This is a genomic window from Streptomyces sp. NPDC127595 (assembly GCF_042671685.1).
Classification (GTDB): Bacteria; Actinomycetota; Actinomycetes; order Streptomycetales; family Streptomycetaceae; genus Streptomyces.
Genome location: NZ_JBHXWK010000016.1, coordinates 150,675 through 167,613 on the forward strand (window position 1 = coordinate 150,675; position 16,939 = coordinate 167,613).

The window sequence follows — 16,939 nt, forward strand, 5'->3', positions numbered from 1 at the left end:
CATATGCCACAACTCGGCGCGCCGGTAAGGGCGTTGAGGGGTCCGGCAGGCGCCAGAGGTCTTGACAACCCAATTGGTCTGGACCACCTTGTACCCCAACAACGGTGACCACCGTTCCGTACGCCCTCCCCAGCTCTGCCCAGCTCTCCCCCATTCCGTCCCCCTCACCGGAGGTCCCAGTGGACCGCGTTTCAGGCATGTCCGGACGCAGACGTACTTGGGCGGGGCTCCTCGCCGCCGCCGTCACCGCTTCCTTCCTCACCGTCGCCGGTCTCGCCACCGATGCCTCGGCCGCGGACATCAACAACGTCAAGAACGCCGGCTACGAGTCGGGCCTGACCAACTGGACGTGTACCGCGGGCAGCGGTACGACCGTCTCCTCGCCGGTGCACGGCGGCGCTGCCGCGCTGAAGGGCACGCCGGCCGGCCAGGACAACGCCAAGTGCACGCAGCCCGTCGCCGTGAAGCCCAACTCGACGTACACGCTGAGCGCCTGGGTTCAGGGCGGGTACACGTACCTCGGCGTGACCGGCACGGGGACGACGGACGTGTCGACCTGGACGCCCGACTCCGCCGCCTGGAAGCAGCTGACGACCACCTTCACCACCGGCGCCTCGACGACCTCGGTGACGGTGTACACGAACGGCTGGTACGGGCAGGCGCCCTACTACGCCGACGACATCTCGGTGTTCGGCCCCGACGGCGGCGGTGGCAGCGACCCGGCGCCGACCATCCCGGCGGCCCCGGCCGGTCTGGCCGTCTCCTCCACGTCCTCGTCCTCCGTGTCCCTCGCCTGGAACACGGTCTCGGGCGCGACCGGCTACAACGTCTACCAGGGCGCCACGAAGGTCCAGTCGGTGACCGGAGCCTCGGCGACCGTCTCCTCGCTGGCCGCCTCGACCTCGTACACCTTCCAGGTCACGGCGACGAACTCGGCCGGTGAGTCGGCCAAGTCGGCGACGGTCACCGGCACGACGACCGCGTCCGGCGGGGGCGGCGGCGGCACGCTGCCGAAGCACGCCGTGACGGGTTACTGGCAGAACTTCAACAACGGCGCCACGGTCCAGAAGATCTCCGCCGTCCAGTCCCAGTACGACATCATCGCGGTCGCCTTCGCCTCCGCCACCACGACACCGGGCGCGGTGACCTTCAGCCTCGACTCGGCCGGGCTCGGCGGCTACACCGTCGACCAGTTCAAGGCGGACATCGCGGCCAAGAAGGCGGCGGGCAAGAAGGTCATCATCTCCATCGGCGGTGAGACCGGCACGGTGTCGGTGAACGACTCGGCGTCCGCGACGAACTTCGCCAACTCCGTCTACTCCCTGATGACGACGTACGGCTTCGACGGCGTCGACATCGACCTGGAGAACGGTCTCAACGCCACGTACATGACGCAGGCGCTGCGGTCCCTCTCCACCAAGGCGGGCTCGTCGCTGATCATCACGATGGCGCCGCAGACGATCGACATGCAGTCCACGTCCAACGCCTACTTCCAGACGGCGCTGAACATCAAGGACATCCTGACCGTCGTCAACATGCAGTACTACAACAGCGGTTCGATGCTCGGCTGCGACGGCCAGGTGTACTCGCAGGGCACGGTGAACTTCCTGACCGCGCTCGCCTGCATCCAGCTGCAGGGCGGCCTCGCCCCGTCCCAGGTCGGCCTCGGCCTCCCCGCCTCCACCAGCGGCGCGGGCAGCGGCTATGTCTCCCCGACGATCGTGAACAACGCCCTCGACTGCCTCACCGCGGGCACCAACTGCGGCACGTTCAAGCCGTCGAAGACCTACCCGGACCTGCGCGGCGCGATGACCTGGTCGACGAACTGGGACGCCACGGCGGGCAACGCCTGGTCCAACTCGGTCGGACCGAAGGTCCACTCACTGCCGTAGTACCTCCGTTTCCTCCAGTGAGCCCGTGGGCCGCACTCCCTAGCGGGGTGCGGCCCTCGGCGTCGTCCCGGCCACCTGGCCGTTGCCGTCGGCGGGGTGGGGGAAGCGGTTGGTCGCGAAGAGGTAGGCGGCGCCGGCCGTCAGCAGGGGGCTGCCGTGTTCCACGGCCACCTGCACCGTGCCCGTGCGGTCGCCTTTGCGGCTTTCGCCGACCCGCACCCGGTAGAGGTCCCAGTCGATGTCGTCGATGGTTCTGCGGCCGGTGGTTGCGAGGACGTCGGCGACGAAGACGTCGTCGGCGGTGGCGGTGACCTGCCGGGGGTCGGCGGGGTCGTAGCGGGTGAGGGATTCCACGGACTCCACCGTGTCCGGGCTCTCGTGGCCGATCCAGCCGCCACCGGCCAGGGCCAGCGCGACGACGGCCGAGACAGCCGCGATCCGTGCTCTCCTCATTCCTCAGCCCCAGAGCCTGTGATAGTTCCGGCGGTCGCCCTTAGTCGGCCTGCCGTCCCTGGGGAGGCGCCCGAAGTCCGCGTCCATCAACGTCGCGTACCGGTCGGCCGACTTGTGGCAGAAGCCGAGGGCGTGGCCCAGTTCGTGCGCGGCCACCACGCGGCGGGCCCTGGTGTCGCCCCGGCGTCTGCCGTCGTCCAGGTAGGCCCGGTTGAGGTGGATGGTGTCGGTTCCCGGCCCCGAGGACCACTTGCCGTAGACGTTCCTCCAGCCCGGCCCGGTCCGGTTCACCTCGCGCCAGCGCAGGTCGGCGGTCACATCCGTGTGGGCGGGCCTGATCCGGACCTGGGCGAGCCCGTCGGTGGACCAGACCCTGTTCGCCCGGGCGAGTGCGTCGTCGAACCCGGTCTCGTCCTTCCAGCGGATCTCCCCGTCGTGGACGGAGGAGCGGTACCGGGAATCCCGGCCGCCCTCGGTGCACTGGGCCGGGGCCGCCCGGTGTGTGGGATCCGCGGCCGCCGCGGGCTGGGGGACGGCGAGGAGGACGGTTGCCACCACGGCGGCGCCCAGTCCGAAGTCTGACCTCATGACCATCAACCCTAGGCACGGCCGGGCGACTTCATGCCGCGTGCTACACCATGGGGTGACCTCGAATACGCGTCCCAACTACGGTTCACAGGTGGGGTGGGGCGGGGTGGGCGTGACGCGGTGGCCGGCGATCCCCCCACCCCGTTGAAACATTTCCGCGGGTCCACCGCATCAGAGAAGTGAGGGCCGTAGGGAGTCACGGGGAGGGCGGCGCATGAGACAGGGCCGGGCGGAGGGCTACCAGGAGTTCGCGGCGGCACGCGCGGGGCATCTGTACCGTTCCGCATGTCTGCTCACCGGCGGGGACACCCATCTCGCCGAGGACCTGGTGCAGGAGGCGCTCGGCCGGCTGTACGTCAGCTGGCACCGGGTCGCCAAGGCCGAGAACCCGGCGGGATACGCCCAGACCGTCCTCACCCGTACGTTCCTCGCGCACCAGCGGCGCCGCAGCAGCGGGGAGCGTGCCACGGACGTACTCCCCGACCTCCCCGACCCGCACTCGGCCGACGCCGACACACCCCTGCGGCTGACCCTGGTCGAGGCGCTCGGCCGGCTGTCCGCCAAGGACCGGGCGGTGGTCGTCCTGCGCTACTGGGAGGACCGAAGCATCGAGGAGACCGCCGACGCGATGAACGTCAGCTCGGCCGCGGTACGCACCCGCTGCGTCCGCGCCCTCGCCCGGCTGCGCGTCCTGCTCGGCGACGCGCTCGACGAGTACGCGACCCCCTGAACCGGCGCTCACAACTCACTGAAACCCACATCGACTTATCGACCGCGGAGAGGTTGGTTCGCCATGCCCATGAAAGAGCCGGAAGAGCAGTTCGAGGAGCGGATCGGCACGGTCCTGCGCCAGGCCGGCGAGTCCTACGAGACCGACCGGGGCGCACTGCTCGCCGCCGGGGAGGAGCGCGGGCGCAGGCTCCTGCTCCGCCGGAAGGCCGCTGTCATGGGCGGGGTGGCCGGGGTCGCCCTGGTGGGACTGGGCGCCGCGCTGCTCGTGCCCGGGGGCGGCGAGGGCGGTGGCCGTTCCGTGGCGGCGAGCGCGGGGGCCTCGACGTCCATCGCCGGGACGCCGGCCGGCGCGATCTCCGGCGACGAACTCGTACGCACCCTCGAAAAGCTGCTCCCCGAGGGCGAGTTCAGCGGGCGGCAGTCACGGGGCACGGACGAGCTGCTGGGCCCGTACGCAGAGGTCGTGTACGACGACGGGCAGGGCAAGGCGGCTGTCACGGTCAGCCTCGGTCGGCTCGCGCCGGACGGTGAGCAGAGCGCCCAGGCCGTCGAATGCCCGGACAAGGCACTGTCTCCGTACGACTCCTGCGCCACCAGCCGGCTCGCCGACGGCTCGGCGCTCACGCTGTTCAAGGGGTACGAGTATCCGGACCGCCGCGTGGACACGAAACTGTGGACCGCGTACCTGGTCACTCCGCAGGGGCAGCACGTCACCGTGAACGAATGGAACGCCCCGGCCGAGAAGGGCGCACCGGTGAGCAGGGACGAACCGCCCCTGTCGGCAGCGCAGTTGGAGGCCCTGGTCACGGCCACGGAATGGCGTACGGCGATCGACGCCATCCCCGACGACCCGAAGACGCCGACCGGGACCCCCGAGGCACCACCCGCCGGCATCGACAGCGAGGCGATCCGGTCGACGCTCGTCTCCCTGCTCCCCGAGGACGTCGAGGTGGTCGGAAAGGGCGGCCAGGACACCGGGTTCGCCTATGTCGTGGTCGACGACGGGCAGGGCGAGAGCTTGATCCAGATCAATGTCCAGCCCGACATGTCGGATGTCGAGGGGCAGCTCTTCGGCCCGGACGCCGAGGTCCTGCCCGACGGCACGAAGGTCGTCACCCGGCAGGGGCCCGGCGAGAAGGGCGGCTCGGGAGTCGTCATGTGGACGGCCGACACCATCAGGCCCGACGGCAGGCGTGTGGTGGTCAGCGCGTTCAACTCCGGCGGCCAGGAGAGCGACGCGACGCGTGAGGCTCCGGCTGTCACGATCGAGCAGTTGAAGGCGATCGCCACGAGCCCGAAGTGGCTGACGGTCGGCTGAGCCACCCCCGTGGGACCAGCCGCCGTCAGAACTCCTGGGTACGCCACCCCTGTTCAGGTCAGGGGTGGCGGTACTTCCTGACCGTGGGGTCGTTGGCGGTGGCGTCCGCGGCGCGTTGGATCTGCTCGATCGCCTCGGCGGGTTTGATGCGGTCCGCCATCATCTCGCCGATGATCGAGGCGATCACCTCGCGGCTGAGCGTCTGGTACCAGTCGGTGCGGGGCGCGACGATGTGGCTGCCCGCCGCGGCCAGCATCGCGTCCGCCGAGGCGAGTCCGGAGGGCAGGTCCATTCCCTCGACGGCACCTCGCACGGTGGTCAACGACGAGGAGTGCAGGGCGAAGTCGCGCGCGGACCCGCGGCTGAGCATCAGCCGCAGCAGCTCCATCGCACCGGCCCGGTTCTGGGCGTCCCGGGGGATGACGTAGGCCTCGCCGACCTGCGCCCAGACGGTGCCGAAGGGCAGGGCGTCCGAGGCGTCCAGCCCGGTGGGCGGGGCCACGGTCATCCGGAAACCGGGCGGAGTGGTGTCCCGGGTCTCCTTCTCCACCCAGGTGCCGTTCGGGATGAAGAGCGCCTCGCCCCGGGTCCAGGCGGCCTGTGCCTGCACATGGTCGAACTCCGCGCTGCCGTCCAGCACATGGCCTCGGACGGTGAGCTCGTGATAGGCCTCGAAGGCCTGCCGTACCGCGGGATGCCGCCAGGCGTCGGGCTCCAGATGCTCGATCGACCTCAGTACGTCCGTGCCGCCGATCTTCGCGATGAACGGATACAGCGTCCACTGGAGGTAGTACGGGTAGGCGCCGGGATAGGTCCACCCGGCGATGCCCGCCTTCTTCGCCTCCGCGCACAGGTCCAGCATCTCGTCCCAGGTCCGCGGGTAGGACCAGCCGTACTTGTCGAGCAGTTGCTGGGAGTACCAGATACCGAAGGCCGTGTAGGCGTAGTTGAGCGCCCACACCTCCTCGCCCCCGAAGCGGCCCTTCGCGGCGACCCCCGGTATCAGCGTCTCGCCGACGGTCTTCGCCGGATCGTCGTACGAGGGCGCCGCCAGCAGGGGCCGCAGGTCGGTCAGCTCCCCCGCCGCCGCGAGCGCCGCGGTGGGCAGTGAGCCAGGGCCTGTGTTGTCGACCAGGTCGGGCGGGGTGCCGCCGTCGAAGCGGGGCCGGAGCAGGGTCTCGATGTCCGGCACGGCGCTGTGGGTGACGCCGGCCCCGGGGAACGCCGTACGGTAACGGTCCTCCGCGTCCAGGACGTACCGGTCGCCGAGCCCGCCGTCGAAGACGACGACCTCCAGCGCGTCGGATTCGCGGACCCCGAAGGGGTTTCCCGCTGCCGGAGCCGTGTGCTGCGTGGCCATGTGTGAAATCTCCCCAGGTCGCGCCACGGAAATCCCTGCCATACGATTCTGCGCCATACGATTCTGTGGATTCCGCGGCGGTCGAATGCACGGAAGAACAGTAGCGGGCGGCTGCGAGGGCGAAGCCATAAGGAAGCTATAGCGAAACCGAGCGGCCGCTTTCCCGGAAGAGGAAGTCCTTCACGCTTGGACTACCCAACTGACCTGCGCTTTCTTGTCGTTCGGTGGCCACGGTGAACCCGGGAAGGGCGGTACCGGCAGTCTTGTCCGCGAAAGCAGGGGAAGTTCTTTTTCCATTTCCTCCGCCCGACGAGGGTTCATTGACAGTGAGTGTCCACTGGCAGGATGCTGGGATTATGACCTCCGATCTTCAAACGTCCACGTTCAAAGTGGACAATGTGGGTAACAGCCTTCCCTTCGCTCTTTCGCTGCCGAGTGAATACGGTCGGGACGAGCGAACACGCTGGCCCCTGCTGCTGTTTCTCCACGGTGCGTCGGAGCGGGGCGACAATCCGCTGGACCTCGTCGCCCATGGGCCCGTCAAGCAGGTGGCGCAGGGCGCCGACCTGCCCTTCGTCGTGCTGGCGCCGCAGTGTCCCGCGTACAGCACCTGGGCCGCCGAGATCTCCGGGGTGTACGCCCTGCTCGACGAGGTGATCGAGCAGCACCGCATCGACCCGGACCGCGTGTATGTCACCGGCCTGAGCATGGGCGGGGCCGGCAGCTGGTGCATGGCCGCCCGCTACCCGGACCGGTTCGCCGCCGCCGCGCCCATCTGCGGATCGTGGATGCCCGAGGCCGCCGACCGCATCGGGATGCTCCCGGTGTGGACCTTCCACGGCGAGGACGACCAGAACATCCCCGTCGAGCACACCGCGAAGGTCGTCGACGCCCTGCACCGGCGGGGCAACCAGGCACGCTTCACGCGCTACGCCGGCGTCGGACACGACTCGTGGACCCGGACGTACGACAACCCGGAGGTCTACGACTGGCTGCTGGCCCAGCGACGCGGGGCTTGAGCGGCCGCAGTCCTGACGCGTAGAAGTGCGACCCGCACGAAGTCCGGCCCGCCGGAGGCACAGCGCCTCCGGCGGGCCGCTCCGTTTCCCGTCCGCTCTCCTCCGCCCGCGTCTGCTCCCGTCCGCTCTCCTCCGCTCTTCTCCGCTCCCGTCCGCTCCCGTCCGCTCCCGTCCGCGGGTTCAGGCGGCCCCTTCCTCCCCGAGGTCCGTGAGCGTGCCCGCCCGGACCGGGTCGACAAGGCCGGACCGCGCGGCCATCACCCCCGCCTGGAAGCGGCTGCCCGCCGCCAGATCCCGCATGATGGCGGCGACATGGCGCCGGAGGGAACGCTCGGACAGCCCTATCCGGCGGGCGATCGCATCGTCCTTGATGCCCGCGGCGAGCAGTTCGAGGATGGTCGACCTGAGGTCGTTGCGGACGTCCCCGTAGCCGACCGTGGCGGTTTCCAGCGGGAACGCCGGTTCCCAGACCAGGTCGTGGAGGCTGCCGAGGAAGGTCGCCACCGCCGGCTCGTACACGGCGGTGACTCCCGTACCGCTCTCCTCGGTGGCTCCCGTGTCTGCGTCCACGGTGGATTCGGCCGGGACGAAGGCGGTGTTGCGGTCGAAGACGAGGGACCGCCGGTGGATCTCGCGGGAAGTCCGCACCTCCCCGCCCGCCGCCACGAGTTCACGGATGCGTGAGCGGGTCCCGGCGTCGCCGCGGGCCGTGTGCGGGTACAACACCCGTACCCGTACGCCTCGTTGCAGCGCGTCCAGGATCAGCGGATGCGCCTGCCGCAGCTCGGGGTGTTCCTGGGCCACGCAGGGCTGCATCAGCAGGATCTCCCGCGTGCAGCGGTGTGCGGCCTCCACCAGCCGCAGTTCGATCTCCTCGGCGTCGTCGGTCACGACCACCGTCCCGCCGCGCGGCCGGTCGTGCCCCCTGTCGTGGAACGCCGCCATGAAGGACTGGAGTTGGCCCTGCACGCCGGCGAGCCTGCGCCGGTTGTCGTGGATGGCGCGCTCCAGCGGCACCATCAGCTCGATCTGTGCGGCCTCCGGATCGACGGCGACCAGGCCGTCCCGCGGGCCGACCGGCGCCTTGACCAGTCTGAGACCGCGCAGCACCTCGAGGGCGTCGTCGACGTGCTGCCAGGGTGCGTCGAGCGCACGCCCGACCGCTTCGCGGGTCACGCCCGGCCGGCTGAGGACGAACTCGTAGACCTGTACGGCGAACACGTCGACGGTCTCGCGGGTGCGCGGCCCGGACGGCTGATTCGGTGCGGGGATGATGTCCAACATCAGTTCCTCCGGTCGTCGTCTCCGGCGGGCAGCGGGCCGACGGGTACGGCGCGCAACTGCCGGATGGCGGGTACGGCGAGCAGCAGACCGCTGCAGAGCAGGCCGAGCACGGTGGCGAACACCATCAGCGTGCGCTGGCCGACCAGGGATGCCAGCGGGCCGGCGAGCGAGCGCCCGAGGGCCATGGAGACCAGGGAGCCGGCCACGTCGTAGGCGTAGACGCGGTTGAGGAGTTCGGGCGGGATCTGCGTCTGCACGGTCGTCGTCCAGATCACCGCCCAGAACGCGAGCCCGGCACCGGCCAGCGCCCAGACGAACGCGAGCAGGACGATGTTCGGCCGCACCGCGGTCACCACCGGCGACAGCGCGTAGAGCGCCCAGCCGATCGAACCGACGGCGAGTGGGCGGGTGCTGCGCACCTTGATCGCCACCATGCCGCCGATGACTCCGCCGCCGCCCAGCGCGGCCATGCCGATGGCCAGGCCGGTGGAGCCCAGCTCGTCGACGACCAGGTCCGCGCCGACCGGCAGGGAGACACCCGCGACGAAGCAGCCGTACAGGAGGAAGGTCGAGATGACGCCCCACAGCCAGGGGCGGGAGCGGAACTCCGTCCAGCCGGTGGACAGTTGGCGCAGGAAGGACTCCGAGGCGTCCGCCACGGCCGTCTTGATGCGCAGGCCGAGCAGGCAGAGGCCGCTGATGCCGTACGTGGCGGCGTAGATGGCGAAGACCGTGCCCGCGCCCGAGAGTCCGACCAGGACGCCCGCCAGGGCCGGGCCGAGGATCCCGGCGCTGGACTCGGCGATCCGCAGCACGCCGTTGGCCCGCTGCACGTCGGTGGCGACCTGCGGGACCATGCTGGCCACGCCGGGCTGGAAGAGCGCCGTGGCGCAGCCGGAGAGGAACTGCAGGGCCACGACCGCCAGTAGCGAGGTGTGGCCGGTGATGAACATGCCCGCCATGCCGGCCTGGATGAGCAGCCGTGCCAGGTCGGCGAGGACCATCATGCGGCGGGGTGTGAACCGGTCGGCGAGGACGCCGCCGAACAGCATGCACAGGGCGAGGGCGCCCATCCAGGCGCCGAGCGCGTAGCCGACGCCTCCGCTGCCGTAACCGGCTTCGAGGAGACCGACGGACAGCGCGACGGGCAGCATGGCGTCGCCGAGCAGTGAGCTGGTGCGGGCCCCGAAGTAGAGGCGGAAGTTGGTGGTCCACAGGGTCGCGGCCGGGGCGGCGCCCTTGTCGGTGCGGAGGTCGGTTTCCGTACTCACGCGTTGTCACGTCCTCGGGTGCGGCCGGTTGCTTCGGCGATGACCGGCAACTCGGCCCAGGCGGCGGGGTCGGCCGGGTCGTCGGCCGGCGGGGCGGGGTGGACGAGGTAGTGGTGCGGGACGATGGCCGTGACCCGGCCGGGCAGCGCCACCAGGGCCCGTTCGTGGACGGCCTCCGGGTTGGCCGGAGCGGCCAGATGGCACACCACCCGATGACCGATCCGCTCGTCGGGCACGACGGTGACCGCGTGCGGGACGTCCCCGGTGACCTCCGCGAGCAGGTCCCGTACGGCGGCGGGCTCGATCCAGGTGTGATCGCTGAGGACCCAGCCGTCGCCGCGCTCGGTGGGCGGGAGGGCGGTCAGCGACGGCAGGTCCTTCAGCGGCAGATCGGCCTCGGCGGCGGCGCGCAGCAGGCGCAGCAGCGATCGGCCGAACTCCTCGGCCTCCGCCGGTGCGAGCGTCTGCGGGTCGACCCACAGGGTCAGTTCGAACTCCTCGTCCATCCGGTAGAGGCAGGCGAAGAACCGGCAGGGGATGTCCTCGGCGGGCAGCCAGGTGATGCTGCCGCCGAGTTCCGGGTCCTCTTCGAGCGGGGCCTGATGGCCGGGGATCCAGACCCCGGGCAGCCGGCCGCGCGCGGACTGGTCCGGCGAGGCGGCGTCCGTGGCCAGCGCGCTCATGTCGTTGAAGACGAGGTCGCGGGCGAAGCTGATGCCGCGTTCACCGCTGACGCCGTTGATGACCTGCCAGACGGCGGTCGGGTCGAACCAGCTGCTGCGGTAGGCGGGCAGCGCGGTGGAGCGGACCTTGCGCACCACGTCGTCGAACCCGTCGAGACCTTCGAACTCGACCGGCAGCAGGGCGTCCTGGGCCAGCGATCCGACGAAGCCGCGCAGCGCGCGGACCACCCGGTTGCCGGACAACGAGGTGGTGACGACCGTGCGGTGCCCGGTGCGGTGGGCGAGCAGCGCGGTCAGCGCGGCGAGCACCACGGCAGAGGGGCTGGCTCCGGTCCGCTCGGCGACGGCCCGGAGATGTCCGGGCGCGGTACGGGAGCGGATGCCGAGTCCGGCGTGCAGCCACGAGGTCTTCGCCGGAGCGGCGTACGACGGGGTGAACATCGCCTGCGGCACCCGGCGAAGCTGCGCCTCCCAGTACCGCAGGGCTCCCTCGCCGAGCCGCTGGATGCGTGGGGTTGCCTCCAACTCGACCACGTCGAGGGGCTGCATGGACGGCGGCGGCAGCGGCCGGCCCGCCGACAGGGCCGTCCATTCGCTGTGCAGGGTCTCGCAGGCGGCAACGTCCATCGCGGCGTGGGTGACGACCCAGACCAGATGGAGCGGGACGCCGTCACGCGTCACCAGGGCGGCACGGAACGGGAGTTCGGCGGTGAGGTCGAAGACCTTGGCGCGCAGGAGACGGGCCGTGTGCTCGGCGAGGGTCAGCGGATCGTCCTGCGGATCGCCCTCCGTCTCCGCCGCCTCGACCAGCTCGATCCTGAACTCACCCTCTGTGGCGACCTGTTGCACAGGGGGTGTGGTGAGCCGGTAGGTGGTGCGCAGCGACTCGTGCCGCTCCACCAGGGTGCGCAACAGCCCCGCGACGTGGCCGACGTCGGCCTCGGCAGGAGCGTCGAAGACCATGGCGAGGTTCAGACGGGTGGGGTCGTCGTCGATGGTGATGGCGCGCACGATGTTGGCGTGCCCGAAGGAGAGCGGCCCGCTACGGCTACGCGAACCGGAAAAGGGCACCGTGAACTGTGGCAACTGGTCACCTCGGGGGTCGTTGGCGTGTGGGAGGACGGGAGTGAGGGGTGGGCGTGAGGGGGTGGGCGTGAGGAGACGGGCTTGAGGACGTAGGGGTGAGGAGGCGGGGGTGGGCGTGAGGAGGCGGGGGTGGGCGTGAGGAGGCGGGGGTGGGCGTGAGGGGCGGCGGAGGTTGTGGTGCGGGTTCTCGTGGCTCGGCCCGGAGCCCTGCCGGTCGCCGGGTCGATTTGCCCGGGTCAGCCGCTCGACCGGTCACGCGGCTGGTCCCCCGGTCGGCCGCCCGACCAACCGCTCGACCAGTCACCCGACTGAACCCCCGGCCAGTCGCCTGACCAGTCGCCCGGTCGGCCGGCCGGACAGTCACGCGGCCGGTCCCCCGGCCTGTCGCTCGACCAGTCACCCGACTGAACCCTCGACCAGTCGCCTGCCCGGCCGCCCGGACAGTCGCGGCCGGTCCCCCGGCCTGTCGCTCGACCAGCGACCCGACCAGCCATGCGGCCAGTCATGCGACCGGCCACTCGACTGATCCCCCGACGAGCCCCTCGACCCGTCGGTCAAAGGCGCGGCACGCAGAGCGCCACCGACGCGTCGTCGTACGGCGTCGCCGCGACGAAGGCGTCCGGGCCCGCGCTGCCGAACTGGTCGAGGAGCAGGGGCCAGCGCTTCTCGTACGGTTCGGCGAGCCGATACGCCCCGCCGCTGAGGAGACAGACACGGTGGACGTCCTTCGCGGGCAGGCTGCCCACCACGGCCGAGGCTTCCTCCGTGGCGCCGCCACCGGCCGGCCGGCGTCCGCGCACGGCGTTGACGGTCAGGTCGGGGAACTGGACCAGGGCGGCCACACCGCCGAGGACCAACAGGTCCAGGAAGTGCCCGCGTTGCCGCAGGACGGCGACCGTCGCCGCAGAAGGGACCGGCCCCCGGGCGGAAGTGGACGAGCAGCGCAGGCGGTGGGCCTCGCGGACGGACTCGAACGCGCCGCGGAGCATGGCGCCCAGGGGTGCGTCCGCGTTCCGGATCAGACCGTCGGCGAGCCGGCTCCCGAGCTCCTTCACCAGGCCCCGGGCACCGTGCCCGCACCGCTCCTTCACCAGGCCCCGGGCACCATGCCCACACCGCTCCTTCACCAGGCCCCGGGCACCGTGCCCGCACCGCTCCTTCACCAGGCCCCGGGCACCATGCCCACACCGCTGCTCCACCAGGCCCCGGGCACCATGCCCGCATCGCTCCTTCACCAGGCCCGGGGCACCGTGCCCGCACCCCTCAGCCTCGACGGTGCCGGTGCCGGTGCCCGCGCCCGTCCCGTCGAGCAGGAGGGCGAAGTGGCCTCCCGCGACCACTAGGTCCTCGCTGCCGTCCGGTCCGCCCCCGGACCGCGTGGCGGTGGTGATCTCCACGATGCTCGCCCCCTATTGGTCTGTACCTCTTGCCCGAGAGCATAGGGAGACCGATGGGACGAACGGCCACAGTGCGCCCATAGCGCGACGGCTCGCTGAGGCTGCCGTTCCGCTCTCGCCGCACCACCATTGACCTGGACGAACACAATCCAGCCCGAACCTCCGCCGCAGAAGGCGGCAGAAATCTCAACCCCTCCCCGGCAGCTCCGCACACAGCGGAACCGGCTGCGCCGGCCCGGTGTCCGCGGCCTCGTCCACCCGCGCCGAGTTCCGGCGGGCGCGCCCATGTGCCGCGAAGTCCCGGAAGTCGGGAATGCCCATCTGCCGGAAGAGCAGCAGGGCCTTGCGCCGGTGACCGAAGGCACGGTCCGGTTCACCCCTCGCGGCGAACGCGCAGCCCAGCACCATGTGGCTGCGGGCCTCACCGGGCCGGTGTCCGGTCCGCCGGTGCATTTCGAGCGCCCGTCGCGCCTCCTCCACCGCCGCCCGCGAGTCCCCCAGCAACACCCGGGCCAGGGCGAGGACATGACGGGCGCAGGCCTCCAGCACACCGAACTCCGCCTCCCGGGCCAGCGCGAGGGCCTGCCCGGCGTGGGCCAGTGCCTCCTCCGGCTCGTCCTGCCGGAGGGCCAGGGTGGCGAGGCCGAGGAGCGCGGAGGCCTGCGGGAAGCGGTCGTCGACCGTTCCGGCCAGGTGCAGGGCCAGCCGGTAGCTGTCCGCGGCCTCGGGCCGGCCGGCCCGCTCCTGGGCGGCCCCCATGGAGAACCACGCGTTCGCGGACAGCCTCCGGTTCTGCAGGGCCTGCGCCGAGGCGACGGCCTCCTGGGCCAGCCGCAGTCCGCGCACATGGTCGCCCGTGTCCGAGTGCGCCGTCGACAGACAGCTCAGTGCCACGGTCTCGCTCGTCTTGTTGCCGCTGCGGGCGTGCAGGACCAGGGCCCGGTCCAGCAGGGTGATCGCCTCGGCGGGGCGCCCCATGGCGCGGTGGACGACGCCGAGGTTGGTCCGCGCGATCGCCGCACTGCCGGTGGAGTCCAGCTCGTCCCAGATCCGGGCCGCCTGCGTGTAGTGGGCCACCGCCTCTTGCAGCCGCCCCAGTTTCCAGCAGATCAGACCCAGGTTCACCAGGTCCTCCGCCGCTCCCGGCCCGGTGCCGCGGGAGGAGTGGCCACGGGCCCGGGAGAGGAAGAGCGAGGCCTGCCGCATCGCGCCGTTCTCCTGGTGCGCCGCCCCGATCCGGCGCAGCGCCATGGCCTGTCCGTCCCCCCAGCCGGCCCGCTCGGCGAGGTCCAGGGCGAGCCCGTAGTCCTGTACGGCGTGTGCGTTTCGGCCCTGTGCCCAGTGGCAGTCGGCGAGCCGCAGCCGGGCGGCCGACTGTGCGCGCAGGTCCCCGTCGGCGACCGCGGCCGCGAGTCCGTCCCTGGCGACGGCCAGTCGGTCGGCCCGGTGCAGTCCGACGGAGAGGAATCCGTGCAGGGCCTCCGCGAGCCGCCAGGCGCTGGTGTGGATTCCGGTCCTGGCGGCGTACTGCACCATGCTCACCAGGTTCTCCCGCTCGGTCGTGAGCCACTCGGTCGCCTCGTCCGTGTCGGTCACGCCGGGCGCACCGGCCCGGGTCCGCTCGCGTCCGGCCGTCCGAAAGCGTGCCGGGTCGTCCGGGTACAGCAGCTCCGCCGCGGACTCGGTGCGGGCCAACTGCCAGTCGAGCAGGCGCCGGACCGCCTCCGTCTCCTCGCCGTCGGCCAGTTCACGGGCGTACGAGCGCAGCAGGTCGTGCATGCCGAACCGGCCCGGCGTCGGTTCGATGACCAGGTGCGAGTGGGCGAGGCGGCGCAGCAGCCGGGCCGCCTCGGCGGGCGAGTCGTCGATCAGGGCGGCGGCGCCGGGGACGGTGATGTCCGAGCCGGGTACCAGGCTGAGCAGCCGGAAGGTGCGGCGCGCGCCCTCGGACAGCGCGAGGTAGGACAGGTCGAAGGCGGCCCGGACGGTGGACCGTTCGTCGCCTTCGATCCGCAGCCCGCCGATCAGGTCGCCGCCGGCCAGTTCGGTGCAGTAGCCGGCGACGCTGAGAACGGGGTTGGCGATCAGGTTGGCCGCGGCGACCCGCAGGGCCAGGGGCAACCACCCGCACAGCCGGGCCAGTTGCACCACCGCTTCCGGTTCGGCGGCGGCCCGCTCCTCGCCGAGGATCCGGCCGACCAGCGTGTGTGCCTCGGAGAGGCTGAGCACCTCCAGGCCCAGGTGCCGGGCTCCCTCACCCGCGACAAGGCCGGGGAGCCGGCTGCGGCTGGTGATGACCACCCGGCAGCGGCCGGGACCCGGCAGCAGGGGACGCACCTGGTCCGCGCTGCCGGCGTTGTCGAGGACGATGAGCATGCGCCGGCCGGCCAGCAGTGTGCGGTACATGGCGGCGGCCTCCTCCTCGCCGGCCGGTACCCGGTCGGGCGGAACGCCGAGCGCGCGCAGGAAGCGGGCCAGCACGTCGGCGGGTTCCAGCGCGGGGAGCGGCGAGTGGCCGCGCAGATCCACGAAGAGATGGCCGTCCTCGAAGCGCTCCTGCCGGACATGGGCCCAGTGCAGGGCCAGCGCCGTCTTGCCGACGCCGGGCGGTCCGACCACCGCCATCACCGTCGACCGGTCCTCCCCGTCGGCCCTGTCCACGCCGTCGGCCGCTTCGGTCCCCAGCAGGCCGTCCAGCTCCCGCTTCTCCCGCTCGCGGCCGACGTACGAGGAGGTGCCGGCGGGCAGTTGGGACGGTTTGACCGGGGTGGCGGCGGGCGCGGACGGCGCGCTCGCGGCTGCGGTTCCCGTACTCCCCACGGACGTCGGCCCCGGAGGAAACAGGGCCGGCCGCTCGGGCTGCGGAACCTGCTGCCGCAGCACCCGCAGATGCGCCTCCCGAAGCTCCTGGCTCGGTGTGATGCCGAGCTGCTCGTCGAGGCGCTCCCGGAAGAACGCGTACACGTTCAGGGCCGCCGCCTGCTCGCCGCTCCCGGCCAGCGCGAGCATGAGCCGGGCGTGCACCCCTTCGTGCAGGGGTTCACCGCCCGCCGTCTCCCACAGCACGGGTACCGCCTGCTCCGGCCGGCCCACGGTCAGCGAGAGGTCGGCGTACAGCAGGGTGGCCTCCACGCGCTGCTCGGCGGCCAGTACGGCGCTCGGGTGCTGCCGGAAGAGGGGGTCCACGTCGCTGAGCACGGGGCCGCGCCAGCACTGGAGGGCGAGCGCGAGCGACTGGTGCGCGATCTCCAGATCTCCGGCGCCGTACGTGCGCTTCGCTCGCGCCACAAGGTCCCGGAAACGGCCCAGGTCGCTCTGGCCCGCCTCAGCCCGCAGCCGATATCCGCCCGGAACGCGTTCCACGCTCGGCGCGGCCTGGGTCAACGGCCCCGCCGGTTCCAGCAATTGGCGTACCTGGCTTACATAGGTATGGACCAGACTCTGTGAAGAACGCGGCGGACCCGTCGGCCAGAGCGTGTCGACGATCTCCTCGTGCGTGACGGAATGTGGCTGCTTCAACACCAGGAGTCCGAGCAGTCGACGCAGCATCGGCCGGTTGACGGGAACATCGGTGTCACCGCTGTGGATCGAGAGCGTACCGAGAATGTTCACGCGGAATCTGGCGGAATTACGGGTGGGTGTCGTGCGGTCCGCCGCATAGAGTTCCTGGGCTTCTCCGTCGGACAACTCCAGGGCGGCCACGAGTCGTTGGATCGTCCGCAACTGCGGACGTGCCACCCGCCCGCGTTCTATATCGCGCAACGCCCGTGTGCTCATGCCGGATCTGGCCGCCAACTCGCTCTGGCTGAGCCCGGACCGCCTGCGCAGAGAGTGGATCTGCCGACCCATGCCAACC

At 71.5% G+C, this 16,939-nt stretch carries 12 protein-coding genes; 4 read left to right on the top strand and 8 right to left on the bottom strand.

Annotation, left to right across the window (positions count from 1 at the left end):
• Window positions 1–197: 197 nt before the first annotated feature.
• The gene (locus ACFVKT_RS36685; RefSeq protein ID WP_385740056.1) at window positions 198–1,892 is read left to right on the top strand and encodes a chitinase; all 1,695 of its coding nucleotides are present in this window, start codon (window positions 198–200) and stop codon (window positions 1,890–1,892) included.
• A gap of 39 nt (window positions 1,893–1,931) precedes the next feature.
• Here the strand turns inward: ACFVKT_RS36685 and ACFVKT_RS36690 are convergent, their stop codons facing one another.
• A complete protein-coding gene (locus tag ACFVKT_RS36690; protein WP_385740059.1) occupies window positions 1,932–2,345 on the bottom strand; it encodes a hypothetical protein in 414 nt (137 codons plus the stop codon).
• A 3-nt stretch (window positions 2,346–2,348) separates the two neighbouring features.
• Window positions 2,349–2,933: a hypothetical protein gene (locus ACFVKT_RS36695; RefSeq protein ID WP_385740062.1), complete on the bottom strand. Its 585-nt coding sequence runs from the start codon at window positions 2,931–2,933 to the stop codon at window positions 2,349–2,351.
• 214 nt (window positions 2,934–3,147) lie between these two features.
• On the opposite strand from ACFVKT_RS36695, the gene ACFVKT_RS36700 reads away from it, so the two are divergent.
• Both ACFVKT_RS36700 and ACFVKT_RS36705 read left to right on the top strand, forming a co-directional pair.
• Window positions 3,148–3,663, top strand: coding sequence for a SigE family RNA polymerase sigma factor (locus tag ACFVKT_RS36700; protein ID WP_385740065.1), 516 nt, complete (start codon window positions 3,148–3,150; stop codon window positions 3,661–3,663).
• Between the two features lie 63 nt (window positions 3,664–3,726).
• Complete coding sequence (locus ACFVKT_RS36705) at window positions 3,727–4,983, top strand: hypothetical protein (RefSeq protein ID WP_385740068.1); 1,257 nt, start codon at window positions 3,727–3,729, stop codon at window positions 4,981–4,983.
• A gap of 58 nt (window positions 4,984–5,041) precedes the next feature.
• On the opposite strand, the gene ngcE is transcribed toward ACFVKT_RS36705, so the two are convergent.
• A complete protein-coding gene (gene ngcE, locus ACFVKT_RS36710) occupies window positions 5,042–6,472 on the bottom strand; it encodes an N-acetylglucosamine/diacetylchitobiose ABC transporter substrate-binding protein (protein WP_385740071.1) in 1,431 nt (476 codons plus the stop codon).
• Between the two features lie 269 nt (window positions 6,473–6,741).
• Between ngcE and ACFVKT_RS36715 the strand changes: the two genes are divergently transcribed.
• Complete coding sequence (locus tag ACFVKT_RS36715) at window positions 6,742–7,362, top strand: alpha/beta fold hydrolase (RefSeq protein WP_385740074.1); 621 nt, start codon at window positions 6,742–6,744, stop codon at window positions 7,360–7,362.
• 180 nt (window positions 7,363–7,542) lie between these two features.
• Here the strand turns inward: ACFVKT_RS36715 and ACFVKT_RS36720 are convergent, their stop codons facing one another.
• The 5 genes from ACFVKT_RS36720 to ACFVKT_RS36740 all read right to left on the bottom strand — a co-directional run bounded on the left by ACFVKT_RS36720 (window position 7,543) and on the right by ACFVKT_RS36740 (window position 16,932).
• Window positions 7,543–8,646 carry a LuxR C-terminal-related transcriptional regulator gene (locus ACFVKT_RS36720; protein WP_385740077.1) on the bottom strand — a complete coding sequence of 368 codons (1,104 nt, stop codon included), beginning with the start codon at window positions 8,644–8,646 and terminating at the stop codon, window positions 7,543–7,545.
• Window positions 8,646–9,917, bottom strand: coding sequence for an MFS transporter (locus ACFVKT_RS36725; RefSeq protein WP_385740080.1), 1,272 nt, complete (start codon window positions 9,915–9,917; stop codon window positions 8,646–8,648). The genes ACFVKT_RS36720 and ACFVKT_RS36725 overlap by 1 nt, the downstream gene beginning before the upstream one ends.
• Complete coding sequence (locus ACFVKT_RS36730; RefSeq protein ID WP_385740083.1) at window positions 9,914–11,686, bottom strand: condensation domain-containing protein; 1,773 nt, start codon at window positions 11,684–11,686, stop codon at window positions 9,914–9,916. The genes ACFVKT_RS36725 and ACFVKT_RS36730 overlap by 4 nt, the downstream gene beginning before the upstream one ends.
• 554 nt (window positions 11,687–12,240) lie before the next feature.
• Complete coding sequence (locus tag ACFVKT_RS36735; protein ID WP_385740086.1) at window positions 12,241–13,083, bottom strand: hypothetical protein; 843 nt, start codon at window positions 13,081–13,083, stop codon at window positions 12,241–12,243.
• Between the two features lie 186 nt (window positions 13,084–13,269).
• Window positions 13,270–16,932: a BTAD domain-containing putative transcriptional regulator gene (locus ACFVKT_RS36740; protein ID WP_385740089.1), complete on the bottom strand. Its 3,663-nt coding sequence runs from the start codon at window positions 16,930–16,932 to the stop codon at window positions 13,270–13,272.
• Window positions 16,933–16,939 lie beyond the last annotated feature (7 nt).